The 26572-nt window shown below is 56.1% G+C and carries 28 protein-coding genes; 5 read left to right on the top strand and 23 right to left on the bottom strand.

Translation table 11 applies throughout. The features are described 5' to 3' along the window. Positions 1-66: 66 nt before the first annotated feature. From WC562_06845 to WC562_06835, 3 genes are all read left to right on the top strand, one after another. Complete coding sequence (locus tag WC562_06845; GenBank protein MFA5055866.1) at positions 67-459, top strand: hypothetical protein; 393 nt, start codon at positions 67-69, stop codon at positions 457-459. 527 nt (positions 460-986) lie between these two features. After that, positions 987-2264 (top strand): DEAD/DEAH box helicase, encoded by a 1278-nt coding sequence (locus WC562_06840; GenBank protein ID MFA5055865.1) that lies wholly within the window; start codon positions 987-989, stop codon positions 2262-2264. 43 nt (positions 2265-2307) lie between these two features. Further along, the gene (locus WC562_06835; GenBank protein MFA5055864.1) at positions 2308-2553 is read left to right on the top strand and encodes a hypothetical protein; all 246 of its coding nucleotides are present in this window, start codon (positions 2308-2310) and stop codon (positions 2551-2553) included. Positions 2554-2756: 203 nt separating this feature from the next. Here WC562_06835 and WC562_06830 read toward each other — a convergent pair whose 3' ends face one another. The 4 genes from WC562_06830 to WC562_06815 form a co-directional block, all read right to left on the bottom strand. Further along, positions 2757-3536 carry a hypothetical protein gene (locus tag WC562_06830; protein ID MFA5055863.1) on the bottom strand — a complete coding sequence of 260 codons (780 nt, stop codon included), beginning with the start codon at positions 3534-3536 and terminating at the stop codon, positions 2757-2759. 11 nt (positions 3537-3547) lie between these two features. Beyond that, complete coding sequence (locus WC562_06825) at positions 3548-3901, bottom strand: DUF5615 family PIN-like protein (protein MFA5055862.1); 354 nt, start codon at positions 3899-3901, stop codon at positions 3548-3550. Positions 3902-3910: 9 nt separating this feature from the next. Further along, on the bottom strand, positions 3911-4138 hold the full coding sequence (locus WC562_06820; protein MFA5055861.1) for a DUF433 domain-containing protein: 228 nt from the start codon (positions 4136-4138) through the stop codon (positions 3911-3913). A 94-nt stretch (positions 4139-4232) separates the two neighbouring features. Continuing rightward, positions 4233-7670 (bottom strand): DNA polymerase III subunit alpha, encoded by a 3438-nt coding sequence (locus WC562_06815; protein ID MFA5055860.1) that lies wholly within the window; start codon positions 7668-7670, stop codon positions 4233-4235. Positions 7671-8246: 576 nt separating this feature from the next. On the opposite strand from WC562_06815, the gene WC562_06810 reads away from it, so the two are divergent. Then, positions 8247-9536, top strand: coding sequence for an acetyl-CoA C-acetyltransferase (locus WC562_06810; GenBank protein MFA5055859.1), 1290 nt, complete (start codon positions 8247-8249; stop codon positions 9534-9536). A gap of 128 nt (positions 9537-9664) precedes the next feature. Here WC562_06810 and WC562_06805 read toward each other — a convergent pair whose 3' ends face one another. From WC562_06805 to WC562_06725, 17 genes are all read right to left on the bottom strand, one after another. Then, a complete protein-coding gene (locus WC562_06805; GenBank protein ID MFA5055858.1) occupies positions 9665-10174 on the bottom strand; it encodes a flavodoxin family protein in 510 nt (169 codons plus the stop codon). 791 nt (positions 10175-10965) lie between these two features. Further along, positions 10966-12171 carry a CoA transferase gene (locus WC562_06800; protein ID MFA5055857.1) on the bottom strand — a complete coding sequence of 402 codons (1206 nt, stop codon included), beginning with the start codon at positions 12169-12171 and terminating at the stop codon, positions 10966-10968. Positions 12172-12415: 244 nt separating this feature from the next. Continuing rightward, the gene (locus WC562_06795) at positions 12416-13663 is read right to left on the bottom strand and encodes a CoA transferase (protein ID MFA5055856.1); all 1248 of its coding nucleotides are present in this window, start codon (positions 13661-13663) and stop codon (positions 12416-12418) included. A 62-nt stretch (positions 13664-13725) separates the two neighbouring features. Beyond that, positions 13726-14571 carry an MBL fold metallo-hydrolase gene (locus WC562_06790; protein ID MFA5055855.1) on the bottom strand — a complete coding sequence of 282 codons (846 nt, stop codon included), beginning with the start codon at positions 14569-14571 and terminating at the stop codon, positions 13726-13728. A gap of 56 nt (positions 14572-14627) precedes the next feature. Next, a complete protein-coding gene (locus WC562_06785; GenBank protein MFA5055854.1) occupies positions 14628-15152 on the bottom strand; it encodes a gamma carbonic anhydrase family protein in 525 nt (174 codons plus the stop codon). Positions 15153-15206: 54 nt separating this feature from the next. Continuing rightward, on the bottom strand, positions 15207-16205 hold the full coding sequence (locus WC562_06780) for an Mrp/NBP35 family ATP-binding protein (protein MFA5055853.1): 999 nt from the start codon (positions 16203-16205) through the stop codon (positions 15207-15209). Between the two features lie 51 nt (positions 16206-16256). After that, positions 16257-17120, bottom strand: coding sequence for a 4Fe-4S binding protein (locus tag WC562_06775; GenBank protein ID MFA5055852.1), 864 nt, complete (start codon positions 17118-17120; stop codon positions 16257-16259). Further along, positions 17117-17962, bottom strand: a complete 846-nt coding sequence (locus WC562_06770) for an ATP-binding protein (protein ID MFA5055851.1) — start codon at positions 17960-17962, stop codon at positions 17117-17119. Before WC562_06770 ends, WC562_06775 begins: the two co-directional genes overlap by 4 nt. Beyond that, a complete protein-coding gene (locus WC562_06765; GenBank protein ID MFA5055850.1) occupies positions 17959-18186 on the bottom strand; it encodes a hypothetical protein in 228 nt (75 codons plus the stop codon). The genes WC562_06770 and WC562_06765 overlap by 4 nt, the downstream gene beginning before the upstream one ends. Before the next feature lie 11 nt (positions 18187-18197). After that, positions 18198-18572: a NifB/NifX family molybdenum-iron cluster-binding protein gene (locus tag WC562_06760; protein ID MFA5055849.1), complete on the bottom strand. Its 375-nt coding sequence runs from the start codon at positions 18570-18572 to the stop codon at positions 18198-18200. Positions 18573-18584: 12 nt separating this feature from the next. Further along, complete coding sequence (locus tag WC562_06755) at positions 18585-18950, bottom strand: NifB/NifX family molybdenum-iron cluster-binding protein (protein ID MFA5055848.1); 366 nt, start codon at positions 18948-18950, stop codon at positions 18585-18587. Positions 18951-18998: 48 nt separating this feature from the next. Next, positions 18999-19307: a DUF5320 domain-containing protein gene (locus tag WC562_06750; GenBank protein ID MFA5055847.1), complete on the bottom strand. Its 309-nt coding sequence runs from the start codon at positions 19305-19307 to the stop codon at positions 18999-19001. 38 nt (positions 19308-19345) lie between these two features. Further along, the gene (locus WC562_06745) at positions 19346-19819 is read right to left on the bottom strand and encodes a DUF134 domain-containing protein (GenBank protein ID MFA5055846.1); all 474 of its coding nucleotides are present in this window, start codon (positions 19817-19819) and stop codon (positions 19346-19348) included. A gap of 108 nt (positions 19820-19927) precedes the next feature. Continuing rightward, entirely contained in the window at positions 19928-21634 is a 1707-nt protein-coding gene (locus WC562_06740; protein ID MFA5055845.1) for a ferrous iron transporter B, read from the bottom strand. Further along, positions 21634-21876 carry a FeoA family protein gene (locus WC562_06735; protein ID MFA5055844.1) on the bottom strand — a complete coding sequence of 81 codons (243 nt, stop codon included), beginning with the start codon at positions 21874-21876 and terminating at the stop codon, positions 21634-21636. Before WC562_06735 ends, WC562_06740 begins: the two co-directional genes overlap by 1 nt. Positions 21877-21911: 35 nt before the next feature. Further along, positions 21912-22319, bottom strand: a complete 408-nt coding sequence (locus WC562_06730) for a Fur family transcriptional regulator (protein MFA5055843.1) — start codon at positions 22317-22319, stop codon at positions 21912-21914. A 119-nt stretch (positions 22320-22438) separates the two neighbouring features. Beyond that, positions 22439-22924, bottom strand: coding sequence for a MarR family transcriptional regulator (locus tag WC562_06725; GenBank protein ID MFA5055842.1), 486 nt, complete (start codon positions 22922-22924; stop codon positions 22439-22441). A gap of 245 nt (positions 22925-23169) precedes the next feature. Between WC562_06725 and WC562_06720 the strand changes: the two genes are divergently transcribed. After that, on the top strand, positions 23170-24495 hold the full coding sequence (locus WC562_06720) for an FAD-dependent oxidoreductase (GenBank protein ID MFA5055841.1): 1326 nt from the start codon (positions 23170-23172) through the stop codon (positions 24493-24495). A 44-nt stretch (positions 24496-24539) separates the two neighbouring features. Here the strand turns inward: WC562_06720 and WC562_06715 are convergent, their stop codons facing one another. Beyond that, positions 24540-25214: a class I SAM-dependent methyltransferase gene (locus tag WC562_06715; GenBank protein ID MFA5055840.1), complete on the bottom strand. Its 675-nt coding sequence runs from the start codon at positions 25212-25214 to the stop codon at positions 24540-24542. 157 nt (positions 25215-25371) lie between these two features. Further along, positions 25372-26553, bottom strand: a complete 1182-nt coding sequence (locus WC562_06710) for an acetyl-CoA acetyltransferase (GenBank protein ID MFA5055839.1) — start codon at positions 26551-26553, stop codon at positions 25372-25374. Between the last annotated feature and the right edge of the window lie 19 nt (positions 26554-26572).

The raw sequence follows: 26572 nt of genomic DNA, 5'->3' as shown, positions 1-26572 counted from the left end.
ATATCTCTCTCCGGTGCAACAGCAGTTTTATCGGACGTGTGACGAGAATAGCTAAGGAAGTGTGTTTTGGACCGTAATCGCGACGATGACGTAAAGCAGCCCGCGGAAGAACCGTTTCACCTCACCGTTCACAGGCAGCAACTGCCATCGAAAGGATATATCGTCGAGGTGCGTCCCGCGGCAGGGTCGTGGACGCCTTTCGTCGCGGCGGTGCCCCTGACGGACAAGCTCAAAGTCAACCTGCGCATCCTCCCCGGCGCTCCCGGGAACCCCCCGTCCGGCGGCGTGCTCAATGGGGCAGGAGAAGGCTTCACCGATGACTGGGCTTTCTGTTTCGCGGATAACGAGGCCACGCCGGAAATGAGCTACTACCTCTACTGCACGGAGCTTCCTTCCAGGCTGTTGTTCGGCGCCAACAAAGGCGAGCAGTTCACGGTGGAGTGGTCGGAATCACCGTAGGGGCGATTCATGAATCGCCCGACATCTCATGCCCCACAAACGATGAGATTGCCGCGTCGCCTTTCCACATACCACAATATCATGGAAGGACTCCTCGCAATGACATATAAAAAGAGGTACAGGAGACAGAGTCTCCTGACGGGGGATTTGGGGGTGTCCCCCATTCTAATAAAATTCCCCCAAGACTGGGGGTTAGGGGGTTGAATCTTCCCATCCTTGTATTTACTCAGATTGTCATGTATACTTGACATATAGTGAATTAATTAAGGTTGCCAGTCCTTCTGCGACCCCCTTGATCTCCCTGAGAAAGAATCTCTCTTCAAGGCCAAGTTACTCAAACGTATTGGATGACCGGAATTCAGTTCACAATTTATTATAGAAGGTCATCCGATGAGCTTTATCGAAAAGACCCTGGCCTGTTACCATTGCGGCGATGTCCCGATATCCGGGACGGAGAACGTTATCAACAGCTCAAGCCTCGCTCGATCCGCTGACATTGGCCTGACTTAGAAAGACAAGGAGACTTAGTGAACTTCGCACAATTCAAACTGGACCCGCGCCTGACGGCGGCGGTCGAACGCGCCGGATATACCGCGCCGACCCCCGTGCAAGAGGCGGCTATCCCCCCGGCGCTGGCCGGACACGACATGATCGGCACGGCGCAGACAGGAACCGGCAAGACGGCTGCGTTCGTCCTGCCGATACTGCAAAAACTTCTCGGCGGGCCGCGCAACCGCACCCGCGCGCTCATCATCGCGCCAACGCGCGAGCTGGCCGAGCAGATACACGAAACGTTTCGCGACTTCGCGGCCGGCACCGGCATACGCAGCGCCACCGTTTACGGAGGCGTGGGAGCCGCGTCGCAGATCAAGGCGCTGCAAAACGGAACCGAGGTCATCGTGGCCTGCCCGGGACGGCTGCTGGACCTCATCGGACAGCGCTTCGCTCAGCTTAGCGGCGTCGAAGTGCTGGTGCTGGACGAGGCCGACAGGATGTTCGATATGGGATTCCTGCCCGATATACGTCGCATCATCAGCTATGTTCCAAGGCAGCGGCAGACGATGCTGTTCTCCGCTACATTCCCGAGTGAGGTGGAGCAGCTGGCGGCGCAGATTTTGAACCGCCCGCAGCGCATCGCGGTCGGGCTCACGTGCCCGGCGCGCACGGTCTCGCACGCACTGTACCCGGTGACGAGCAACCTGAAAACCAGGCTGCTGCTGGCTATATTAAAGCAGACCGACACCGAATCGGTGCTTATCTTCACACGCACCAAGCAGCGCGCCAGCCGGCTCGCGGAGCAGATAGAGCGCTCCGGCTACAAAGTGACCAGCCTGCACGGCAACCGCTCGCAGGGCCAGCGCCAGTCCGCGCTCAACGGATTCAAGGACGGCGCGTATCAGATCATGGTGGCCACCGACATCGCCGCGCGCGGCCTGGACGTGGAGCATATCTCGCACGTAATCAACTACGACATGCCCGATACCGCCGACGCCTACATCCACCGCATCGGGCGCACCGGCCGCGCCGAACGCAGCGGCGACGCGTTCACGCTCGTTACGCCCGAGGACAACGCGATGGTACGAGAGCTTGAGAAGATCATGAGCCAGGAGCTTCCGCAGCAGCTGATAACGGGATTCAAATACGATGAGCCGACAGCGGCCAAGCCGTCTTTTACGAACATGAAATCGCGGCGCGTGCCGTCGAGCCGCCGCTTCCTGCCATCGAAAGGAACCAATTCGGCTAAAGATAAGTCGACGGAGATATACACGGCAAGCGGTTGGCGAAACCTATCGCACGCGATATAGCATCTTTGAGACAGCAATAAGCCTATCCGGGAAAGGAGTCGCCATGATAAAGAAAGAGACTTTTGAGGTCGGGCAAACGTACAGCAACAGGAAGGGAAAATATACGGTGGTCGCTATCGACGGGGATGTTATGCGTATCAGCTGGAAGAAAGGTCAAGAGGTTGATACCACTGTGAAGCTGCAAAGCCGCGTGCTGGATAATATACAGAAGGAGCTAGAGGAACTGGCTCTTGTGAAAGCTAAGATCGCATCTCCGGTTAAGAGAAGCCGCGCCGCCGTCACTATATAGTTGAGGCCCCCTGGAATCCCCCCCATATTTCGGTCATCGTGTAGGGGCGACCCTCGTGGTCGCCCACAACGGGCAGGCACTACTAGATACCCCCATCCTTCCATATACCTAAATGTCATGGAAGGATACCTCTTCTCGAATCCGTCATTCCGGTGAAAACCGGAATCCATATAGGGCGTATCGCGATACGCCCCTACTACTGACTAAGGTAAATGCTGATAATATATCAGTCTGCAGTTGATGTCGATGTCCTCGTCGGGAGTAGTTCCCGGAATATCCGTCACGGAGGTTTTCATCAACCGCTCGTCGTAAATCGCCTGCGGATAAATCCCGCGCAATCTCTTGACGACATTCAAGAAATTGGCCGTGGACGAAAGCGACGTCTCCTCCCCCAGGAATGTATAATCCATGTCGTATTGCAGGATTTCCACCGTAGCATCAGGCGACCGGCGCTCGTAGAGCCTTAAGAACCACTCGGGCTGAGAGGATTCCGATTTGGGTTTCTCGCTGACACGCTTGACAACAGGAACCCCCCCCAGCAGCAGAGATTTACCCATATCCAGCTTATACCTGGTCTTAACCGGAGTCTTATCCTCTTCCTTAACCTCCGGCACAAATTGCCTGGTCCCCTTGATAATCAGGAAGATGGCGTCCATTGTCGTCTCTTTCTCGTCCTCCTGCCGGAACGTAGCCTCTTTGTCTCCAAAGACTATCGTCTTGGCCCTTACTCCGCCGAACGGCTTGCGCAGCTCGGCGTCGCTGCACACTATAGTGGTCAACCCCGCCTCCCTCAGCTTGCGCGCCGTCGCCTCGGCTGACCCCGCCCCAACGCAGCGGGCCACGATCCGCGGTATGCTGCCCGCCAGCAGCAGCCGCGTCTGGTAGGCATCCTTGCCGATGATCTCGGACACGGCTTTAGACAGGTTTATGGAAGGGTAATCCTGAGGAATCACTGCAACGTATACGATATCAGATTCAGCCATAAGACCAAGATTCAATCCCTGATTCTGATGCGCCCTTCCTCCACAATCCACATATGATGCGCAAGCGGCTCCTTGGCAAACTTGGGCACCACCATTTTGAGTGCGTCAAGAACATGGGCTTTATCGAGATACTTGAGTCGCAGCACGACCAGACCGTGATAATCCTTGGGAGGATAGCTGCGAATATCAGAGAAATCGACGTCGAGGGTTATTAAGGCGCGTTTTTCTTTCTTACACAGGGCTGCGACTTCAGCATCATCTCCGCCACCCAACCCTTGCTCCAGCACCGTAGCCGCATCATAACCCGCCTCGCGGAGCAGCTCCGCGGCCTCTATCGGCAGATTCTCGTCAACCTTGAACTCCATCAGTCCCCTTTAAGACGGCATGGAAACGACGCGCTCTTTGGCAAGCTCCGCCGCATAGACGATGGCGGCATTTACAGCTTTGACGCTTATGGAGGGGTAGTTTCGGACGATCTCCTCAGGGGTGAGACCGGCGGCCAGGTTATCGAGGATAACGGACACCATGACGCGGGTTCCCTTGATACAGGCCTTCCCGTGGCAAACTTTCGGATCAACGGTAATGTACTTTTGCCATTCCATCGTTAACCTCCCCTGATTCCTCCGTGGCTTTATCTTACACTGTTGTACAGCCGTTATCAACACAAGAAGTAAGAGAATTTAACTGCGGTCGACGCTATTCGACAACCACATTACCCTCGCCCACTATCTCCACGAGGCGTTCGTGCAGCTCCGGGGTGTAGGCCGCGGGAGACAAACGCACGGTGTCGCCGCCGTTGGAAACCTCCACGCGCAGGAGCACGTCGTCCTTGCCCGGGTACTGCCTGACCAGGCCGACCAAACTCTTTAACCGCTCGAGGTCGGCTTCCTTGCTCTCGCTCTCGGTCACGGTGATGCGGATTTTACGTTTCGGAACGGGCGGCGGGGGCGGCTCGGGCTCGTCGTCAGGCAGGTAGAGGCGGGCGTTGTCCACGCTGACCTGTATCTGGTCGCGGCGGTTCTGCACTTTGCCGTCGATAAGTACTATGTTGCCTTCCACCCAGAGGTCCTTGGTGCGCTGGTAGACCTCGGGCCAGACGTTTATGGGAACGGTGCCGTCCAAGTCTTCCAGAGACGTGGCCACGAAAGGCTTGTTATCCCTCGTGAAGAGATGGCGCGGGCTGGAAACCATGCCGGCGATGGTAATCGTTTTTCCGACCATGGTTTCATCGATCTGGCCGCAGAGCGTGGTGTGCATGGCCGCCAGCTTGCGCGTGGCGCTGGAAAGCGGATGCTCCGAAAGGTACAGGCCGGTGAGCTCGCGCTCCCACGACAGTTTCTCCTGCAGCGGCGCGTCGTCCCTGCCCTCGAGCTGAAGCTCGGGAAGAGGCGTCTGCACGCTGTCGCCGAAGAGGTCGAACATGGTGGTCTGGCCCGTCTCCTGTAAACGCCGTTCCCTCTGCGCCAGCGAGAGGATGCGGTCGATGTTGGCCAGCAGCACGCCACGCAGGCCCAGCTTATCGAGGGCGCCGACCTTTATCAGGCTCTCCATGACCTTCTTGTTCACCGAGCGCATGTCGGCGCGGCGGCACAGGTCGGCTATGGACTGGAACTCGCCCTCCTCGCGCGCCTTGATGATGGGCTCCACGGCGCCCGCGCCCACGTTCTTGATGGCGTTCAGCCCGAAGCGTATGGCGTCGCCGTCATCGGTCTTCTCGATTGAGAACTCGACGCGGCTCCTGTTGATATCGGGGGGAAGGACCTTTATACCCATGCGGTTGCAGTCGGTCACGGCCGAGCGTATCTTCTCCGGGTTTCCCATGTGCATGGCCATCAGCGCGCACATAAATTCTACAGGGTAGTTGGCTTTGAAATAGGCCGTCTGGTAAGCGATCATGGCGTAGCTGGTGCTGTGCGCCTTGTTGAAGGCGTATCCGGCGAAGGGCTCGATGAGCTCGAAGACCTGCTCGGCCAGCTTCTGCGAGAAGCCCTTCCTTTTGGCTCCGGCTATGAAGTTCTCCCGCTCCTTTTTCATGACCTCCGGTATCTTCTTGCCCATGGCCTTGCGGAAGATGTCGGCGGCGCCCAGGCTGTAGCCGGCGAAGGCCTGCACTATGAACAGCACCTGGTCCTGGTAGACGATGATGCCGTAGGTGTCGCGCAGAATGTTGGCCAGGTCGGGATGGGGGAAAGCGACGGGTTCCAGACCTTGCTTGGCCTTGATGAAGCGCGGGATGTGCTGCATCGGGCCCGGGCGGTAGAGCGCGATCATGGCCGCGATGTCGCCGAAGGTCGACGGCTTGAGGTCTTTCACGAAGGCGCGCATGCCGCTGCCCTCCAGCTGGAACACGCCCGTGGTCTCGCCCGCGGCCAGCAATTCGAACGTCTTCGTATCATCGAGCGGGAGATTGTTCATATCGACCTTGACGCCCTTGTTGGCGGCGATCAATTCGACGGTTTTGGCCAGCACGGTCAGGTTGATGAGGCCCAGTATATCCATCTTCAAGAGGCCGATCTTGGCGATATCGTCCATGGAGAACTGCGTCATGGCGATAGCGTCTTCGGTGGACCGTGTCGGGCGCTGCAACGGAACGTACCTTGTCAGCGGCTCCTTCGAGATGACGATGCCGGCGGCGTGCGTCGACGCGTGACGGGAGATGCCCTCGATCCGTTTCGCGTCGTCGATGAGCATCTTGACCGCGTCATCGGCGGCGTAAAGCTGCGCCAGCTCCGGGTTCTCCTCCAGCGCGCCGTCGAGCTTGACGTTGGGTGTCGCCGGTATCAGCTTGGCCACGCGATCCACATCGCCGTAGGACATGCCCAGCGCGCGGCCCACATCCCGCACCGCGGCGCGCGCCCCGAAGGTGCCGAAAGTGATTATCTGCGCCACGCACTCGGCGCCCCACTTCTGCGCAGCGTAGGTGATGACCTCGTCGCGGCGGTCGTCCTGGAAATCGAGGTCTATATCCGGCATCTCCCTGCGCTCGACGTTGAGGAAGCGCTCGAAGACCAGCTTGTGCTCCACTGGATCTATGTCGGTGATGCCCAGGGCGTACAGCACCAGGCTAGCCGCCGCGCTGCCGCGCACGCCGACCAGGATGCCGCGATTCCTGGCATACGACACGAGATCGCCGACGACGAGGAAGTAGTTGGCGAAATTAGTTTCCTTGATGACATGCAGCTCATACTCAAGACGCTCGGTAAGCTGCGGCGACGGCGTGCCGTAGCGCTTAGCCAGACCATCGCGGCACAGCTTTTCGAGGTATGTGTCGGCGGTCATGCCACGGGGCAACTCCACCTCGGGGAGCAGCTGACGGCCGAACTCCAGCTCCAGGCTGCACTTGTCGGCCACGAGTTGGGTGTTGTCGACGGCTTCCGGAATGTCGGCGAAGAGCTGCCGCATCTCCTCCTCGCTGGTGAAATAGAACGACTGCCCCATGGAATATCTGCCGGCATCGTACATAGTGGTGTTGCGCTGCACGCAGAGCAGGAGGTCGTGGGCTCGGAAGTCCTCCTTGAGCGTGTAATGCACGTCGTTGGTGGCCACGAGCGGTATCTCAAGCTCCTGGCCCAGCTCGATGAGCAGCGGATTTACCTTGTCGAGTTCGGCTATGGGATGCCTTTGTATCTCGAAGTAGAAATCGCCGAAGGTCTCCTTGTACCACAGCGCCGCCTCCCGCGCCTCGTTGGTGCGCCCATCCAGCAGCAGGCGCGGCACCTCTCCCTGCAGGCAGCCGGAGAGCGCGATGATGCCTTCGCGGTGCTTGACCAGCAGATCACGATCCACTCGAGGCTTGTAATAGAAGCCCTCCAGGTGCGCCTTGGAGTTGAGCTGGGTCAGGTTGTGATAGCCGGCCTCATTCCTGGCCAGAAGCGTCACATGATACGGGTTCTTGTCCGCGATGTCCTTCTGCTCGCGTCCGCGCGGCGCCACATACATCTCGCAGCCTATGATGGGCTTGATGCCGGCATCGCGGGCGGCACGGTAGAACTGGATAACGCCGTGCATCACGCCGTGGTCGGTAATAGCCACGCTGTTCATGCCCAGCTCTTTAGCCCGGGCCACGAGCTGCGGAATGCGGCACAATCCGTCGAGAAGGCTGTATTCGGTATGAACGTGAAGGTGGGTAAACATGGGTATTTCATTATAACAGTTTCAGGCGACCAACTGCCATCTGTGCAAAGATTCATATGGCCCTCACCCTTCCTTCCATGACATTGGGGTATATGGAAGGACTCTCCCTGCACCCTCTGTCATTGCGAGCCTTTTACCTGAATGGCGAAGCAATCTCGTTTATATTGTGTCTCCAGATGTAGAGATTGCCACGTCGTCCTTCCATGATTTAAGTGTATGGAAGGACTACTCGCAATGACAATCGGATAATGACACGATTTACGAACGCCTCCTTCGGCTGCGCCTCTTGGAGTTCGAGATATACGAGATTCTTCGCATTGCTCAGAATGACAGATGTATGGTAGGCTGTGCCCACCAGGATGGTTCCCGTAGGGGCAATTCATGAATTGCCCCTACTACACGATGATCGAAATATTCGGCGGTGTACATACGGTCGGCTCATCGCAACATTGAAACATCTCGACTGATAGGACTATAATTATAACCGTCATGCATTCGCGGTCGATTTAATGTGACAGGCCTGATTCCCGCCGGAGTCAGGCTTTGGTTTGTAAAAAAGGTAAGGAGACTTTTTCAATGCGAGAAGTAGTATTTGTAAGCGGCGCGCGCACGGCCATAGGAAACTACGGCGGCACGCTGCAGAACATCCCGGTTGTGAAACTTGGAACCACCGTGATCAGGGAGGCGATGCTGCGCGCCGGCATCCGCCCCGAGACGGGTAAAAAATTGCTTGATTTCGGGCCCGACGGGCTCAAGGACGAGCGTTTTATCGATCTTGAGCAGAAGCATATGAAATGGGACGAGAAGCTCAAGCCGGTTCAGATCGATGAGGTCATCATGGGCCTGGTGCTCTTCGCCGGGCAGCGCCAGAACCCGGCGCGGCTGGCTTCCGTATACGCCGGCCTGCCCAAAGAGACGCCGGCCTTCACCCTGAACAAGCTGTGCGCCTCCGGCATGAAGGCGATAGCACTGGGTGCGCAGTCGATAATGATGGGCGAGGCCGATGTCGTGGTCGCCGGCGGCATGGAAAGCATGAGCGGAGTGCCTTACTCGCTGCCCAAGGCGCGATGGGGATACCGCATGGACCTCGACGGCCACGGCGAGATGAACGACCTGCTGCTCTGGGACGCCCTGCTGGAGACATTTTACGATTACCATATGGGCGTCACTGCCGAGAACATCGCCGCCAAGTACGGCATTACGCGCAAGGAACAGGACGAGCTGGGCCTGATGAGCCACAACCGCGCGCGGCAAGCTATCGCCGAGGGCATCTTCAAGAAGGAGATCGTGCCGGTCATGGTTCCGCAGAAGAAGGGCGATCCCGTCGCTTTCGATACCGACGAGCGCCCTATGGATACAAGCCTTGAGAAGATGGCCAAGCTGCCCACTATGTTCAAGAAGGACGGAACGGTCACCGCGGGCAACGCATCCGGCGTCAACGACGCGGCGGCGGCGGTGGTGCTGATGTCGGCGGAGAAGGCCAAGGAACTGGGTATAAAACCTATGGCCAAGATAACGGCCTTCACGTCCGTCGCGCTGAACCCGGCTTACATGGGATTGGGCCCGATCCCAGCCGTGCGCAAACTGCTGGATAAGACCGGACTCAAGCTGGACGATTTCGATAACATCGAGCTCAATGAGGCCTTTGCGGCGCAGGCCATCGGCTGCATACGCGAGCTGAAAGTGAACATGGACAAGACAAATATCCACGGCAGCGGAATCTCGCTGGGACATCCCATCGGCTGCACCGGCGCGCGCCTGGTGGTCACGCTGATGCACGAGATGGAACGCAGCAATCTCAAGCGCGGCCTGGCCTCGCTCTGCGTGGGCGGCGGCCAGGGCATGGCAATAGCTCTGGAACGATAAATTAATATTGCCGATTAACGTAGTAGGGGCACAGTCCTTCCAAGGAAGGATGCCCCTACGGTTTTATGTCGTTGCGATTTATGAAGGTAGAGACGTCTCTACACGATGACCGAAATATTATGAGGATATCAGAGGGCTGATTTTTTATACCTCCCCATCACGTCCTTGGCGAACTTGCTCGCCTTCTTGAGCCTGGTCTTATCCGGCTGGCCCAGCGCCTCGCCGCTGCGCTCGGCCCATGCGATGAGCTGCGGGTCCTTGCTGCCAAGCATCATCTCTTTAACATTCTGCGCCAGCTCACCCTGGCAATCGAATATCCCGACAAGGTTGGCTCCGGAGGCGGCTATCTTGCAGGCTGCAAGCCAACTCGGTACCAGCGGCTCGTCCTCGGGCGCTGAGTGTGTAATGAACAGAGCTATATCCTTGCCCGTAACCTTCTTCTCAAGGAATTCCTTGGCATCCTTGGACGGGCCGTAGGCGTGTATGGGGAAGCCGATGAAGCTGAGGTCGTAGCCCTTAAGGTCTCTCACCTCATTCAAAGGCAATATCTCTTTATCGGCCTTGATCTCCTTAAAGATAGCATCTGCGACCTTCTTTGTGTTGCCGCTGACGGAATGATATGTAACAAGAACTTTCATCGTATAACCTCCCAGCGCCGAAATTATACGGCGATTTCAGCGGCGGCGCAATAATAATAGCGTTTATGCGACAAGGTGTCGGATTTCGACGCTGTCGCACATGTAGAAAGTAGCGCCGGGAAAATCGGCCGCCATAACTATTACTTTTACCAAGCTAAAAGGCTTGACAACATGGATAAAATAATATATAATAACTATGTAATAATATAATAGAATATATTATTATCTAAATAAATTTATGGGGGATTGCAATGGCAAGGTATTGCACAAAATGCGGGGGCCTTCTAGTACAGGGAACGGATACTTGCATCATATGTGGCAAGACCATTGCGCATGAAGAGACGCTTGTATACAAGACTGAATCCGATCATATCTACTCATCAAAACCACCTTCCTCTGGCTCCAGTCAGCATATGCGCATTGTCACTCATCCCAATGTAAATCCTAAATCTATTCCCAATGCCGCCCCTATCCCACCTTTTAGATCGTCTGGTACCCTTCCCGGCCCGCAGATACGCTTCGTTACCGCTCCCGGCGGAAGGCGCATCGAGGGCTCCTCTATCGCAAGGTCATATAAGACAACGTAAGCGGAACGATTACTGCCGATTAGATATAGCCATCCGCCCATATATCGATTGATTTCATGAGACGCGTCATAGCGATGATCTTTTGTACGCGCTTAGTTGTGGAAGGACGATGCGACAATCTCATTGTTTGTTTTATCGGGGGCAACAGGAGATCGCGTCGTCCTTCCTTTTTTGGCCTGCGGGAAAGCCCCGCGATGACGGCTGCTAGTAGAGAATCTTATCCTCGATGAGTTTATCGATCTCTTTCTGCGAGAGCCCGAGCAGCTTACGCAGGACGTAGTCGTTATCCTGTCCCAGCTCTGGAGCGGCCCTGGTAACGCGGGCCGGGGTCTCCGGGAATTTCCAGGGCGGGGCCACGGCGTACAATCGACCTTCAGCGGCGGTTTCCGTAGGGACGAAGACGTTCCTCCCCTTGCAGTGCGGATCGGTAAAAAGCTCCTCGCTGTCGAAGGCGGGAACCGCAGCCACTCCCATACGCTGCAGCAAGTCCATAATCTCGTAGTCGCTGTGTTGGGACGTCCACTCCGAGATGTGCTTATCGATCTCGTCCTGGTTGTGCCACCTGCGGAACTGATCGGCAAAACGCTCGTCGTCAGTCCACGTGGGATTGCCCATAGCTGCGACAAGCGCCTTCCACTCAGCGTCGTTCGCGATTGAAATGCTTATCCACTTGTCATCGCCCTTGCAGCGGTAGCAGTTGTTGGGAGCCAGGATATCATCGCGGTTGCCGCGGCGGGTGCGTACTCTACCGTTCATTGTATAGTCCATGATCGCCTCGCCGATCTCGCAGCTTATGGCCTCGCGCGCCGAGAGGTCGATGAACTGCCCCTCGCCGCTCACTTCGCGGTAGTTCAGCGCGGCGAGGACGGCGAAGGCGGCGGCGGTTCCCGGCCTGAGGTCGGCGCTGCTGCGGGTCACGGCGGGGCTGCCGTCCTCATAGCCGGTGAGGTGCGAGACCCCGCCGATGGGCCCGAAGGTCACGGCGTAGGCCGAGTACTGCTTCTCCGGCCCGACCGCCCCATGGCTCGATGCTGAGAGCATGATAATGTCGGGTTTTATTTGTTTTAACGCATCGTAGCCGAGGCCGAGCCGGTACATGACGCCGGGGCGGAAGTTGTCCACGACCACGTCGCTCTTGGCAATGAGCTTTTTGGACAGCTCGATGCCGCCCTCTGTTTTGAGGTTCAGCGTCACGCTCAGCTTATTTAAATTCAGCGTGTTGAAGCTGTCGTGGCTGGCGCGCGTCGAGCCGTAGCTCACCGCCGATTCAGGGCGCCGGAAGTGGTCGAGTTCGGCATTGCTCTCTATCCTGATGACCTCGGCGCCCATGAATGCCAGCGTTAGCGTTATCTGCGGCCCGGCCGCATAGCGTGTGAAATCGACTATCCTTATTCCTTCAAGTATCTGCATAAAAAAACCTTTAGCTACAAGCTATCAACCCCCTGTTATCCCCCACTCTTGGGGGATTTTTAAAGATAGGGGACACCCCTAATACCCCGTCAGGAGAGAATTCTCTCCTGTACTACTCTTCTAGAACTTGTCATTGCGAGGAGTCCTTCCGAACTGCGGAAGGACGACGTGGCAATCTCGTCATTAGATTGCTTCGCTCCGCTCGCAATGACAGCGGGCGAACACAGGGGTTCGCCCCTACGAATCATATTATACCCGCAGAACCCCACTTCCTCATCTCGTCCTTGCTATGTCCCAATCTCTCGACAAATATCTCAACATTATGCTGGCCCAGCATGGGCGCGGGGCGCTCGATGCGAGCAGGCGTCTCCGAGAATTTGTATGGTACCCCGGGATACTTTATCGGCCCGGTACTGGGATGATCGACCTCGACGAAATACTCCCTCGCTTTGAGGTGTTCCGATTCGACTAAATCTTTGGGCGTGAACACCATGCCGAAGGCTATGCCGGCCTCCTGGCCGCAGTGATACAACTCCTCTTTGGTGTGCTGCATGGTCCATTCCGTGATCAGTGCGTTGATGACCTCCCCGTACTTATGGCGGTCGGCGTAATCCCTGAACTGCTCGTCTTTGGCCCAGTCCGGGTCGCCCATGAAGCGCACCAGCTTGTCCCACTGCTCCGGCTCCCACGTGATGAAGACGGTGTAGCCGTCCTTGCACGGCAGGATGCCGCCGTACGGAGCGCCGAGCCTGGCCCGCGTCATGACTTCTCCATGGTTGGCGAAACGAGCCATATCGAGGCGGTTAAGCGCCATTATCGATTCCTGCTTGGAGATGTCGACGTGCTGGCCGCGGCCTGTACGGCGTTTAACGAATAGCGCGCCCAGTGTGGCGTTGGCCGCGTTGAGCCCGCTGTCGTACTCGCCGACGAAGGTGCCGAGTCGAAGCGGCGGCCTCCCCATGTTCTCGATGCCGCCCGGCGTGAGATAGCCCTCGCCGCTGCTCTGGAAAGAATTAAGAGGATAAGCCTTGTAATCGCGATACGGCCCCGTCTGCCCGAACGGCGTTATCGATGTCATTATGATGTCAGGATTTATCGACTTTAATTCGTCATACCCGATACGGTGCTGATCCATCCATCCCGGCGCGTTGTCCTCGACGATGATATCGGCGTCTTTGGCCAGTTCGATGAAGATATCTCGTCCGGTCGTCGTTGCGACATCGAGCGTTACGCCGAGCTTGTTGGTGTTGAGATAGAGGAAGAGGCCGCTCCCTTCCGAATCCGGTTTATCTTTATAGAACGGGGGCGATCTTCTCGCGGCGTCTCCGTATGACGGCGTCTCTACTTTTATCACCTCGGCCCCCAGGTCCGCCATGAGCTTTGCGCAATATGGTCCGGCGACCATCTGACATAGCTCCAGTATCTTCACGCCGCCCAGCGCCGATTTGGTAGCCGATTGCGATTTGGTCGATTTTCGCGTCTTTCCGGTCATGTCAAATCCCGTGTCAGTATAGCAATTAAGCTCGTCATGCGACAAGCTGTGGAGCCGAACGGCTACGGCAATTCGATGCGCGTCCCGGCATTGTTCTGGAAGAAGGCCTCCGGGAACTCCTGCGCCAGCCGCGCCGAGGCCCTGAAACCGGTGCAGTGGGAAACACCCAGCCTCTGGATGCCCATCGTCTGCAGCTCGGCTATGGTCAGCTCCAACTGTTCATCGGGAGCGCGAAACAGGTGAATCCCGCCGATGACGGCGTATATCATCTCCTTGCCGGTCAGCTTCTGGGCGTGGCGCAGCGTGTTCACCACTCCGCGGTGGCCGCAGCCGAATATGACCACAAGACCGAAATCGGTGTCGATAATGAGCGCCAGGTCGTCGGCCAGGGGATCGGGCTGTAGCACGCCGTCCTTTTTCACGAAGAGGTTCTTATCGATTTCCTCGTAACCGGAGGTCATGGGAATCTCGCCGCTGGTCATGATGTGTTCCATTATGCGGACGGGCTCTTTCGACAGGTTGAAGAGTGCGCCGCGGCTCTCCAGTTCCTCCCTCGCGAACGGCACGCCGATGTACTGGAACGATTCCGGCCCGCGCTGTGCGTACTTTGAATCCCACATGTCGGGGTGTGCTACGATCTCAACGCCGCCCTTCACCTTCAGCACGTCGCGCAGGCCGCCGGTGTGGTCGGCGTGGCCATGGCTCAGCGCTATGCGGTCGATGGTTGCAAGGTCGATGGTTGCAAGGTCGACGCCCATCAGCTGAGCGTTGTGTACCGGCGAAAAGCCGAGCCCGGTATCCATTAATATCCTTTTCCCTTCCGCCTCTACCAGAATACTCAGTCCCCACTCGCCGATGAAACCGTAATTAGCCGTATTTTCAGTTAGCGTAGTCAGCTTGATCTCCATTGATTATCTCCCTTCCGCCGGCCTGCGACGTGCTTGCCGGTAATCAGTAGAAACCACTATTCCACAGGCTGCATGCCTTCCTTTACATACTTCTTCGCCAGCTCAACGTAGACCCACTTTCCCAGGTTCCACAGTTTCTTGTCCTCCGCGCTGACCTTGCGCGCGGCGCGGGCGGGGTTGCCGGCAACGACCGTACCTGCAGGAACTACCTGCTTCATCTTAACGACGGCCCCCTCGGCGACGATGGCCCATTCACCGACCTCGGACCAGATGCTCACCGAGGCCCCCAGCCCGATCACAGCGCTGTCCCCGATGCGCTTGCCGTGAACCATGGCGCCGTGGCCGATGGTCACGCTCCTGCCGATGCTGTGCACCTCGTTAGGCGGGCAGTGGATGATGACGCCTTCCTCGACCGCGGTACCATCGCCGATCTCGATCCGGCCGTAGTCGCCCCTTATGATGGCGCCGTGCCCGATGTAGCAGTTATCGCCGATGACCACGTCCCCGATGACCGTCGCCGTCTCGCTCACGTAGGTCTCTTTCCCTATAACAGGTTGTTTGCCGTCGAATTTATAGAGCACGATAGCGTCCTTTCTCGATTACAAGGCTTACTAATATTCACACGACGTTTCGACTTAGCCGTGTGACAGTGCCTTAAGCGCGCTTTGGGCGAAGTCCGAGAAAGACTTCGATTCGTACCCTTCGATCTTTCCCTCGTCGCACAGTACGGCCAGCTCCGGGTCTATGGGCAATTGCCCCAGCAGCGGAGCGCCGGCGGCCTTGGCCATCTCTTCGCCGCGGCTCCTGCCGAAAAGCTCGATCTTTTTATCGATCTCAGCCACGTACAGGTAGCTCATGTTCTCAACCACGCCAACGATGTTTTTCTTCATCTGTTTGGCCATATCGACCGCCTTGCGCACGACCATGGCCGTCAGTTCCTGCGGCGTGAACACGATGACGATGCCGGACACCGGAAGCGTCTGCAGCACGGTGAGCGGGGCGTCGGCAGTGCCCGGCGGCAAATCGACGATAAGGTAATCGAGTTTCCCCCAGAGCGTTTCCTCCCAGAACTGGGTTATGGCCTTGCCGATGAGCGGTCCGCGCCAGATGACGGCGTCATCCTGATTGGGCAGCAGCAGGTTTATCGACATCACCTGTATCCCCGTACCCGATGATACGGGCAGAATGCCCGTTTCGCTGCCCCCGGGCCTCTCCGTGATGCCGAACATCTTGGGGATGCTGGGGCCGGTGATGTCGGCGTCCAGAATGCCGACTTCATATCCCTGCCGTCTTAGCGCCATTGCCGTGAGCGCGGATACAAGGGATTTGCCCACGCCACCCTTGCCGCTCATAATGGCGATGATGTTGCCTATCTCGTTAACGTCCTTTGGTTTTTCATCGGTGAAGGCAACTTCGACGTCTTTCACATCGGGCAGGGTGCCGACTTCCTCCTTTATCCTGTCAGCGAGCCACTCCTGAACGCCCGGCGCCAGCGCCGCCGATGATAGCTTTAATTCGACTTTGCCGTCAGCGACATTGATATCGCGCACCAGGTTCGCTTGCACCAGGCTGCGCGTGGAACCCGGTATTATGATCGTTTCCAGATTCGCCGTTATTTCCTTCTGTGTAGTCATTTAGCTTCCTCTTCTTTCGATGTAATTCATTTGCCGTTGCGGTTTTATAATCTATACACCTAGCATTGATGATAATGAATCCCACAGCTTCGCTATTTCTTTCGACACCTTGCCATCGCTGTACTCGACGATGGGCACTCCATGAACCAGCGCCTCGGTGACCACATTATCGAAGGGTATTTTTGAGATCACTTCTGCTTTCACGCGTTTGCAATTTTCCTCGATGGTACGCGAGTTTTCCTCATTGATATCGTATTTATTAATGCATACCAGCGCCGGCACTCCGAAGTGCTGACACGTGCCGATGACACGTTCCAGGTCGTGTATGCCTGAAAGCGTCGGCTCGGTAACGAGCAGCGCCAGGTTCGCGCCCGAGAGCGATGAAATCACCGGGCAGCCGATCCCGGGAGGCCCGTCGCTGATGATCAAGTCGATGTTCTTTTCCTGCGCCAGTTCCCTAGCGTTCCGCCTCACCGTGGCCACCAGCTTCCCCGAGTTCTCCTGCGCGATGCCAAGCTTAGCGTGCACCAGCGGCCCATACTTTGTATTCGACACGAACCAGTGACCCGCCATATTCTCTTTCATCTCTATCGCCTGGACGGGACAGATGTTAAAGCAGAAACCGCAGCCTTCGCATGATATCGGGTCGACATCATATTCTTCCGAAATCGCACCGTAGCGGCATATATCGGTACACAAACCGCACTCGGTGCAGAGCCTGGTATCGATAACCGCCGTCTTGCCGCTCCAGAACTCATTGCTCGATACTATCTCAGACTGAAGCAGCAGGTGCAGGTCGGCGGCATCGACATCGCAGTCGGTAAGCACCTTATCCTTCGCCAATGCGGCCAGCGAGGCGACCACTGTGGTCTTGCCTGTTCCTCCCTTGCCGCTGAGAACTAAAAGTTCCTTCATGTTTTGATCCCTGCCTGATTTACGATATCGCCGTATAGCTGCTGAAACCTGGGACGCCACTCGGCCATGGCCTGCACCAGCGGTATCCCGCGCGAATATGCTTTGGCGATCTCGGTATCGAGGGGTATCCGCATCAGTATCGGAATACCGTTTGTTTTGCAGTATTCCTCTGTTTTGCTATCGCCGAATCCGTCTCGATTGACGACTATGCCGAAAGGTATGCCGAGTTTCCTCACTACCTCGACGGCAAGTATTAAATCGTTCAGTCCGAAAGGCGTCGGCTCGGTCACGAGTATGCAATAGTCGCTGCCTTCGATCGACTCTACAACCGGGCATGATGTTCCCGGCGGCACGTCGATTATCACGGTCTTGCTGCGGTCGATGTGCTTCTTTACCGCTCTTATCAGAGGCGGAGCCATGGCCTCGCCTATATTGAGCCTGCCGTGCACAAAATCGATGTCTCCGGCCTTGCCGCATTCAACGACCCCGATCTGGCGATCTACTTCGGAAATAGCCTTCTCGGGACAGAGGTAAGAACATGCGCCGCAGCCGTGACACAGCTCGGTGAAAACCAGCACGTGATCGGCGATAACGGCGATGGCATTGAAGGCGCATACTTCTTTGCACTTACCGCAGAACGTGCACTTGGCCTCATTTACCTGAGGCACGGGTATGGATGCCGGTTCGCTCTTATCGATTGTCGGCTTTATGAAAATATGCGAGTTGGGCTCCTCGACATCGCAGTCTATAATCTGAACGTTTTTGCCGACGGACAGCGCGAGGCTCGTCGATACCAGCGTCTTTCCCGTGCCGCCTTTGCCGCTGGCAACGGATATTATCATTTACCCCTCACCATCTTGGTGCCGCACTTGGGGCAGGCTATCTCATAGCACGGCTGTCCGACGCTGTGCGGCGCCTTTGCTCCGCACTTGGGGCAGACGCAGTCGCCTCCGGGCCCCGCCCCCGGGCGATTTCCGCCCATCATCCCTCGACCGCCGCCGCGGCCCGCGCCACGGCCAGTTCCCCTGCCGCCGCCGATCGGTCCTGTTCCATCACCTCTGGGCATTTCGCACCTCCTTATCTCGTTCCGCCCATGCCGTGATGGGCTTTGACGCTGGGTTCCGAGGCGGCTTTAAGCTTTCCCGCTTTGAAATCATCGACGGCCTGCTTCACAGTTCCGGAGACGCCGGTTATTACCTGAATCCCCGCAGCCTCAAGCACCTGATAAGCGTTAGGCCCGCAGTTTCCGGTTAGCATCGCTTTAACACCCTTATCGACGATCGTTTGAGCGGCCGATATTCCCGCGCCGCCTCCAGCAACAATACCGGCGTTCTCGATAAACTCGAACTTCATAGTATCCGTGTCGCCAACCGCGAAGTACTGACACCTGCCGAAGCGAGAGTCGACAGAGGCGCTGATATCCTTTCCTTCTGAACTGATGCAAATCTTCATGTTCATTCCTCCTTAATGACAACTGCCGCCTTCGCCGTGCTCCTTACAAACATCCAACCCTCCCAGGGCGTTGTTCATAAAATCATCAAGGGCGTTTTGCACTTTGCCGGAATAGCCGAATATTTGTACACCTGCATTAGCAAATTTCTGCTGTGCGCCCATTCCCATCCCGCCGGCGATAACATGCGTCACCTTGTGCTTGAGGATCTCATCCACCGCTACACACCCGCCGCCTCCATGCGCTGCGGTGTTAGGCACAATCTTTGTGTCTGTGATCTTCTTCATATCCTTATCGATATCCGCGAGAAGGAAAAACTTACACTGCCCGAAGTGCGCGCATACATTACCCTGGACTCCGTTTTTATCCTCCAGTACCACTCCAACCCTCATTGAGACTGACCTCACTTTCCTTAATATAAGCGTGTGTTATTTCTTATCCGATTCACGCGAGGCTTCCATTGCGTGAAGACGCGCCTCGATATCCTCAAGCTGCAGCTTCAGTAAATCAGCCTGATCTTTAAGCGCTGTTACTTCATCCTCTCCGGATACTCCCCATCCGGGAAAGCTTGCAGCGGACCAGCAGTTTCTGAAGCCGCGTCCTCCGCCTCTGCCGTAAAAACCGCGCCTCCCCAAAGGCCGTCTCCCTGCGCCATTTAAAGCTACAGCACAATATCCCCTGCCTCCTCCTGTCATGGGGCCCATGCCCCTCGGTCCTGTTCCATCATATCCTGGCATCTTAAACCTCCTTTACAAAAGTTTGTATTAATCGATTACTACCAATCGCTGCGTCCTTGACAACGCCCGCGTCCCCTGCCGCGACCACGACACCAGGGCGGTGCGACCGGCGACTCCTGCGGCGTATCGCATTTCGGACAGCACTGCGGCTGGCCCGATGCTATCTCCTCGGATGGCACTTCCCACTCCTGTCCATCCTTTGCGCAGCGGAAGCGGCGATGTGCCACATCGAAACTGCCGCCCTCGATTCGTATTGCCTTGCCGTTTATCAGGGCGTCGGCGATCTTGCCCCTAGCCGAGGTCAGCATCCTCTGAAAAGTAGGTCGGGAGATATTCATTTTTACGGCGCCCTGCTCCTGCTCCAAACCCTCGATGTCCTTCAAACGTATGGCCTCTATCTCGTCTACAGAGACCACGACCTCTTCTAACTCACGGAGCGGTATACCGGCAGGCTTGAAATAAGTGAACTGAGGCATGTAAGCGACGCGGCGCCATTTCATCGGTCTCGGCATTCTGTCCTCTTTTTAAATGTCTATTATGAGCATATGCTCATTATGATAATACAACCGATGCCGAGATTTGTCAACACATTACTTGAATTCCGATGTGTGGAGGAAATGCTATAAGACCAGGTTCAACAGCCCGCCCACGATTATCGTAGCGATAATCATTATTCCGAGAGCGGCCAGCAGCTTCTTGAAACCGAGCTCCTTGGCGAACATGACGAAGGCTGCGACGCAGGGGAAGAACATGGTCAGCACAACGGAGCCGACAACCAGCTGTCCCGCGGTGAGCCCGAGCGGGGCCAGCATGCCGATGGCGATATCCTTGCGCATGAAGCCAACGATGATGGCAACAACCGCCTCCTTGGGCAGGCCGAAGATACCGCTCACCAGCGGCGCGGTGAAGTTGGCGATGGCATCGAAAACGCCCAAATAGTACAGTACGCTGACGACGAATATCGCGCCCGTGATGATAGGCAGCGCCTCTTTGATAAATCCCCAGACCCTTGCCCACAGCTTTGTAGAAACACTGCGCAGTGACGGCAAACGATACGGGGGGATTTCGATAAGCAGCTCGGGGCTGAAGCCCTTCACGACGCGATTCAGGATAAATCCCATCACCAGCCAGACCAGGAAGAGCACGCCGAACACGATCAATACATACTGCCAGCCCTCCGCTCCCACCAGTCCGAAGATCATGGCCTGGGACGCCGCGCATGGGATGGCGATACAGATAAGCGTGGCCACGATGAATCGCTCCCGCTTGCTCTCCAGTATGCGGGTGGCCATAAGCGCGGGCACGGCGCATCCCATGCCCAGCATGCTCGGGATGATGGCGTAGCCGTGCATGCCCAGTCGGTGCATAACGCTGTCGAGGAGCACGGCTAAACGAGGCAAATAGCCGATATCCTCCATCAGCCCCAGAACCAGATAGAATATAAATATATACGGCAGAACGATGCCGAACTCTATATACAGCCCGGTCGTGAGCACGCCCATGGACTGTTCGAAGTCTAAAGTTCCGTAAATCAGTCTGCCGACGAGCACGTCGTGCCAGAAGCCACCACCACCCAGCACATCGCTAAGGCGCATCATCAAAGGCTCCCACAGCCTGTGAAAGATCGGATCGGTGATGTAGTTGATAATCGCTTCTCCGACGCCGCGCACCGCGAAGAACGCCGCCGCCAGAGCCAGGATGGCGATTGGGATCCCGGTCCTGGGCTTAAGCGAGGCGTCCTGCAGCCGTTCCAGCCATGTGTGGTGGCGATGTGTTAAGGTCTGAGCCTCTCTAACTATGTTGCCTACGACAACCCAGCGCTCGTCCGGTGTGCGGCTGTGTAACTTGGGCGCAGTGGCCACGGATATATGCTCGACCAGTTCCTTGATCCCCTGCCCGGATACCGCGACAGTGGGCACAACCGGGACCCCGAGCAGCTTCACCAGTTTATCCAGATCTATATTTATCCCGCGATGCTTTGTATCATCCCACATGTTGAGAGCGACTACGACAGGGAGCCCGGTCTCAAGCAGTTCCAGTGTCAGGTAAAGGTTGCGTTCCAGGTTGGTCGCGTCGACGACATTTATAACAACGTCGCCCTCCAGCAACATCTTGGAGGCCACTTCTTCCGCCTTCGAAGTGGGCTCAAGGGTATATGTTCCGGGCACATCGATGACCTCGACCTCTTCGTCACCGAGCTTCATCGAGCCTTTAGTGAAGCCGACGGTGGTGCCGGCATAGTTGGAGACGACGGCTTTTGTACCTGTTACGCGGGAGAACAGCGCGCTCTTGCCCACATTGGGATTGCCCATGAGCAGGATGCGCATTAAATTACCTCAACCATTACTTTCTGCGCCATGCCCCAGCCTATGGCGATCTGACAGCGGTCGACGCTGATCGTCACCGGACCCCTTAAAAACGCGGCGCTGACTTTGGTGATTTTCTTGCCGGGCCTTACACCCATTGCATGGAGGCGGCTCGCGATCGCCTGGCCCCCCAGTATTTCAACGATCTTTGCGGATTGTCCCTGCCGCAACTCGCATATTGAGATACTTTTCTTGTCGGTCATATTAATCCTTAAAAATTAATCTAATATACCCGCTCTTATTTCCCGCGACAATCGGCACAATAGCCTTCCAGATAAACTGTGACGTCCGTTACATCGAAGCCGTTCGCCCTTCCCGCTTCCTCCTTAATCTTAGTCACAAGCGGTGATTCGAATTCCATAACCTTGCCGCATCCCAGACACACGAGGTGCTGATGCCCCTTCTTGCCCTTTACTTCATAGTGGTGATGTCCTTCGGCAAAGGTATGTTCTTTCACCAGCCCGGCCTGTTTAAAAACGCTGAGATTACGATATACCGTTGCCAGGCTGATACGCGGATCCCGCTCCCTGGCCCTGACATAGAGCTCTCCGGCATCAACATGCCCCCCGCTCTCGGCTAAAAGGTCAAATAGCAGCTTGCGCTGGAGCGTTATGCGATGACCTCTTAATTTCTGTGGCTGCAACATATCCCAGCCTCCTTCATTTAATGCTATTGATAACTATTATCATTAAGATAGTATAAAAGAAAACCTCCAGGAGGTCAATCCTGGAGGTTAATAAAAAAGAGACCGGACCTTAGTCTTTTTTACTTGGTATGCTTCAGCGCCAGGTTTTGAAGTTTCTCTAACAGCGTCCATAGCTGTTTGAACTCTTCATCGGACAGCGAGCCAACTATATCATGTATGTTATCCACTTCCCAGGTTTGCTCCAGAACTTTTTTCCCTTTATCCGTCAGTGTCACTTTCCTAAGCCTTTTATTGTTTTTATATTCGGAGCGTCTAATCAATCCGTTGCGTTCCATGCGATTTAGAAGCCCGGATACCGTGGATCGCCTTCGCATAATCAACCGGGCTATCTGTGCAGGTGTCGCCTCTCCACCGTGCCCCTTCACTATCGTGAGAAGAGCTAGCTCCATAATTGTTATTCCGAATGCTTTTACCTCGCTGTATCTTGCATTTAACAGAGCCTTCTGTGTCATATGTATATGCACATACATGTTGTAGCTGCTGTTCATAAACGGAGCGTATTCTTTGTATTTTGTTTGTTCTTCCCTATTGAATCCCTTAGACATGTCCAACTCCGTATCTGCAATAGTTTATTCTTTATAGAAAGTTGTTAGCTCTACAAACCGAGAGAATTATATCATACCTGGATAATTACATCGGATGTCGGAGAGCGATTTGTACTTGACAAACAATTGAAATCTGGTATATAGTTCGTATACGAACTATTTATATGCTAATAATTTGTATAGACACCCCTTGCGGCTTCTAGAATAATCGGCAGTGCGCCGATATGACCATAGGAGATAAAAGGATGGCTAAATATACATTGTTAGAATCCGATGTGGCGATCGCCGGCGCCGGTCCAGCCGGGTGTACGCTCGCCAGGGAGCTTTCGCGCAAGGGTAAGAAAGTAGTCCTAGTTGAGCAGGGAATCAACAGCAAGATATTTTTCGGCAATCCCATGGGTATCGTATACCGCATGGAGAAATCGCCGCACCTGTTTCCTACGAGAAGGACGACTGAAGGTTATTCCGTGATTCTGGGTCGCGGCGTGGGCGGCGGCTCGCTGCTTTACGCCGGCTCGGCGTTCCTTCCCGGCGAGGAGTACTGGAAAGAATACGGTATCGTATTCGACAAGGATACGGTCGACGAGGCGGCCCGTGAGACATGGTACGCTATGCCGCCGGATGAGTTTGTCGGGCAGGGTTCCCGCCGCATCATGCAAGCAGCAAATGAGCTTGGCATCCCCTTCGAGAAGGTGGCACGCCATGTCGATTTCAGCAAGTGCAAGATCGGCTGCGACCTCTGCGTCATGGGCTGCCCCCGAGATGCAAAATGGACGGCCATGGAATACGCCGACGAGGCCGTAAAGAACGGAGCTACACTACTAACCAGTACCAAGGTAACAGATATCATAGTTGAGAATGGTGTCGCCGGGGGATTGAAGGCCAAGGGCGGCGGCAAAGAGTATCGCATAAACGCCAAGGCAACTATATGCGCCTGCGGCGGCGTTCATACCGCTGAATTACTGCAGAGGATCGGAATCAAGGACGCCGGAGGCTGGTTCACCGGTGACCCGACGACGTTCTCCTTCGGATTTTTGAAAGAAGAAAAAGGCAATGCCCATGAGCACAGCATGGCTGTAGGCTGGCACGACGAGGAGAACGGAGTCGTATACTGCGCCATGGCCGCACCGGCGATATCCTGGCATATGCAGTTCCTTCAGGATGAGCTGTTTAGATACCTGGTCAGGATTGGCAAATATAAAAAAGTGCTGAGTGTATTCGAAAAGGTGTCCGATGAAGGCCAGGGCACATGTCATCCAAACGGCAAGATCAGCAAGACATTTACGGATAAGGACTGGAAGGTATTTAAACATGCCCGGAATACCGCCGAGAAGATACTGGTGAAGGCGGGCTGCGACCCCAACGACCTGCACCACGCCAATTTCGTTCTGGGACACCCCAGCAGTACGGTTAAGGTAGGCGTTCTTCTCGATACAAATCTTGAGACCAAGATTAAAAACCTGTACTGCTGCGATACCAGCGCATTCCCTAAAGCGCCGGGACGGCCGCCCGCGCTTACCGTCGTCGTGTTAGCCAAGCGCTTGGCGAAGCATTTAGAATCGAAAGTCTAGGCGAGCAGAGACGAACCGATCTGATACGTCATTCCCGCTCTCCTTCATCTCTTCCTCATGACGAAGCAAACCGAGCTGTTGCGCTCGGGTTCTTTCCTGAACATGTCTAACTCCCACAGCGCATTTCTAACAGCCTTTTTCACATCGGGGTCATCGCTGTTTTTCCAGCGATCTTGGGAAACCAGTTTCTCCATAGGAACGAAGTATTCATCCCGCCATTTTGCCACATCGATTTCAAAGTGACCTATCAACTCGTAGCCGCAGGCGGAGATCATCCGGATCTTTTCATCGACATTTCCTTTTTCGTCATGAACCATCATGAAGCCGTGCGGCTTAAGGAAGCGCTTCCATTCCTTAAGACCCTTTTCAAAACCGATAGCATATATGGACCCCTCAGCCCAGATGATATCGAAGCTCTCGTCCGGGAACTCCATATCCATTAGCGAATGATTCACGACGCTGACCCTGTGTGACAACCTTGCTTTATCGATGTTTCTGCGAAGCACATCGAGCATGCCACCGTCGATGTCCAGACCGATCACACCTCCATTGCTCAACCTGGCCAGCTCCAGGGTGGCAACCCCCGATCCGCACCCTATGTCCAGGATCTTCGGCTTGTCTAATCGCGGAAGCATCCTGAATGCCTTCCTCGAATACTTCAGCAGACGTCCCCTCACCTTGTCTTTTTCACTCTGGAATCTCGCTGCCTCACTCTGCATCACCTGACTCCGCTTTAAGAATCCTATTATTAGAACAAGCAGATATGCCGGGTCATTTCATGCCATCTCTGCAATCCTGGTATTGAAGCAAAACAGGCTGTAGTGTTGCTACAGCCTGTTCCATCGTCTGAATTGAAATCGACTTGGGAGGAAGCCTCTATCCCGCCGCACCGAGTATCGTGATTATGGGCAGCAGGCTCCCCGGGTGCCCGCCCTGGTTATGGGACAGCCCCATCTTCACGTCCTTGAGCTGGCGCTCCGGCAGCTGCGCCTTGCCCTGTATCTGCTTGTAGACCTCGTAGCACTCGCGCACGCCGCTGGCGCCGATGGGATGCCCGAATGATTTCAGCCCGCCGTCGGTGTTGGAGGGCAGGCCTCCTCCGGCCAGGGTGAAGAACCCGGCGTCGATATCCTCCTTGGCGTGGCCCTGTTTGCACACGCCCAGCGCCTCGATCGTCATCAGCTCGCTGATGGTAAAGCAGTCGTGAAGTTCCAGTAAGTTCAACTCCTTGCGCGGGTTCTTGATACCGGCCTCTTTGTAGGCCTGCTGGGCGGCGGTTATAGTTTCCTCAAGGTGTATATAATCGTAATCGGCATCCTCTTTGCCCAGGCCCGGCCCGATGGCCAGGCCGATGCCCTTTATCAGCACGTAGTCGTTGCGGAACTTCTTGGCCAGGTCGGCGCGGCACAGTATGGCCGCGGCGGCCCCGTCGGTGTTGCCGCAGCAGTCGAATAGCCCCAGCGGCCAGGCGATGATGGGGGCGCTGAGCACCTGTTCCAGCGTGACCTCGCGGCGCAGGTGCGCCTTGGGGTGGCGCGCGCCGTTGTAGTGGTTCTTCACCGAGATGCGCCCCAGCGTCTCCCGCCCTTCCTGCGGCGCTATGCCGTAGTGTCGGAAATACCTGGTAGCGGCCATGGCCCACCTGCCGGGAGCGGTGACGTTCACGCCCAGGGCGGGGTGGATATAGCCCGCCGGGAGCCCGGCCAGACCGCTGTCCTTGAGCTTCTCGAAGCCGACACAAAGCACGATATCGTAGATGCCGGCGGCGATGGCGTAGCTCGCGTTCCTGATGGTCTCCATGCCGGTGGCGCAGAAGTTCTCAAGCCGTGTTATTGGGATGCGGTCCAGCTTGAGCGGCCCGGCGACGCTGATGCCCCCGATGCCGGAGAAAGCCGTGCCGCACCAGCACGCCTGGATGTCCTTCTTCTCAATGCCGGCGTCCTCGTAGGCCTCGTAGGCCGCGTCGATGATCATGTCGTCGGCGCCTTTATCCCAGTTCTCTCCGAACTTGCAGCACCCCATGCCGATTATTGCTACCTTATCCTTAATGGTTCCCATTCCCATTTCCCTCGTTTCT

The sequence above is a fragment of the Dehalococcoidia bacterium genome (genome assembly GCA_041649635.1).
GTDB lineage: Bacteria > Chloroflexota > Dehalococcoidia > E44-bin15 > E44-bin15 > JAYEHL01.
The sequence above is the reverse complement of the archived record's forward strand: the minus strand, read 5'-3'. Positions and strand labels throughout refer to the sequence as shown.

What these genes read in the sequence shown, in the direction of transcription:
- WC562_06835 (MFA5055864.1), top strand. Translation starts at nt 2,308, where the DNA reads ATGATAAAGAAAGAGACTTTTGAGGTCGGGCAAACGTACAGCAACAGG.
- WC562_06830 (MFA5055863.1), bottom strand. Translation starts at nt 3,536, where the DNA reads ATGGCTGAATCTGATATCGTATACGTTGCAGTGATTCCTCAGGATTAC.
- WC562_06825 (MFA5055862.1), bottom strand. Translation starts at nt 3,901, where the DNA reads ATGGAGTTCAAGGTTGACGAGAATCTGCCGATAGAGGCCGCGGAGCTG.
- WC562_06820 (MFA5055861.1), bottom strand. Translation starts at nt 4,138, where the DNA reads ATGGAATGGCAAAAGTACATTACCGTTGATCCGAAAGTTTGCCACGGG.
- WC562_06815 (MFA5055860.1), bottom strand. Translation starts at nt 7,670, where the DNA reads ATGTTTACCCACCTTCACGTTCATACCGAATACAGCCTTCTCGACGGA.
- WC562_06810 (MFA5055859.1), top strand. Translation starts at nt 8,247, where the DNA reads ATGCGAGAAGTAGTATTTGTAAGCGGCGCGCGCACGGCCATAGGAAAC.
- WC562_06805 (MFA5055858.1), bottom strand. Translation starts at nt 10,174, where the DNA reads ATGAAAGTTCTTGTTACATATCATTCCGTCAGCGGCAACACAAAGAAG.
- WC562_06800 (MFA5055857.1), bottom strand. Translation starts at nt 12,171, where the DNA reads ATGCAGATACTTGAAGGAATAAGGATAGTCGATTTCACACGCTATGCG.
- WC562_06795 (MFA5055856.1), bottom strand. Translation starts at nt 13,663, where the DNA reads ATGACCGGAAAGACGCGAAAATCGACCAAATCGCAATCGGCTACCAAA.
- WC562_06790 (MFA5055855.1), bottom strand. Translation starts at nt 14,571, where the DNA reads ATGGAGATCAAGCTGACTACGCTAACTGAAAATACGGCTAATTACGGT.
- WC562_06780 (MFA5055853.1), bottom strand. Translation starts at nt 16,205, where the DNA reads ATGACTACACAGAAGGAAATAACGGCGAATCTGGAAACGATCATAATA.
- WC562_06775 (MFA5055852.1), bottom strand. Translation starts at nt 17,120, where the DNA reads ATGAAGGAACTTTTAGTTCTCAGCGGCAAGGGAGGAACAGGCAAGACC.
- WC562_06770 (MFA5055851.1), bottom strand. Translation starts at nt 17,962, where the DNA reads ATGATAATATCCGTTGCCAGCGGCAAAGGCGGCACGGGAAAGACGCTG.
- WC562_06765 (MFA5055850.1), bottom strand. Translation starts at nt 18,186, where the DNA reads ATGCCCAGAGGTGATGGAACAGGACCGATCGGCGGCGGCAGGGGAACT.
- WC562_06760 (MFA5055849.1), bottom strand. Translation starts at nt 18,572, where the DNA reads ATGAAGATTTGCATCAGTTCAGAAGGAAAGGATATCAGCGCCTCTGTC.
- WC562_06750 (MFA5055847.1), bottom strand. Translation starts at nt 19,307, where the DNA reads ATGCCAGGATATGATGGAACAGGACCGAGGGGCATGGGCCCCATGACA.
- WC562_06745 (MFA5055846.1), bottom strand. Translation starts at nt 19,819, where the DNA reads ATGCCGAGACCGATGAAATGGCGCCGCGTCGCTTACATGCCTCAGTTC.
- WC562_06740 (MFA5055845.1), bottom strand. Translation starts at nt 21,634, where the DNA reads ATGCGCATCCTGCTCATGGGCAATCCCAATGTGGGCAAGAGCGCGCTG.
- WC562_06735 (MFA5055844.1), bottom strand. Translation starts at nt 21,876, where the DNA reads ATGACCGACAAGAAAAGTATCTCAATATGCGAGTTGCGGCAGGGACAA.
- WC562_06730 (MFA5055843.1), bottom strand. Translation starts at nt 22,319, where the DNA reads ATGTTGCAGCCACAGAAATTAAGAGGTCATCGCATAACGCTCCAGCGC.
- WC562_06725 (MFA5055842.1), bottom strand. Translation starts at nt 22,924, where the DNA reads ATGTCTAAGGGATTCAATAGGGAAGAACAAACAAAATACAAAGAATAC.
- WC562_06720 (MFA5055841.1), top strand. Translation starts at nt 23,170, where the DNA reads ATGGCTAAATATACATTGTTAGAATCCGATGTGGCGATCGCCGGCGCC.
- WC562_06715 (MFA5055840.1), bottom strand. Translation starts at nt 25,214, where the DNA reads ATGCAGAGTGAGGCAGCGAGATTCCAGAGTGAAAAAGACAAGGTGAGG.
- WC562_06710 (MFA5055839.1), bottom strand. Translation starts at nt 26,553, where the DNA reads ATGGGAACCATTAAGGATAAGGTAGCAATAATCGGCATGGGGTGCTGC.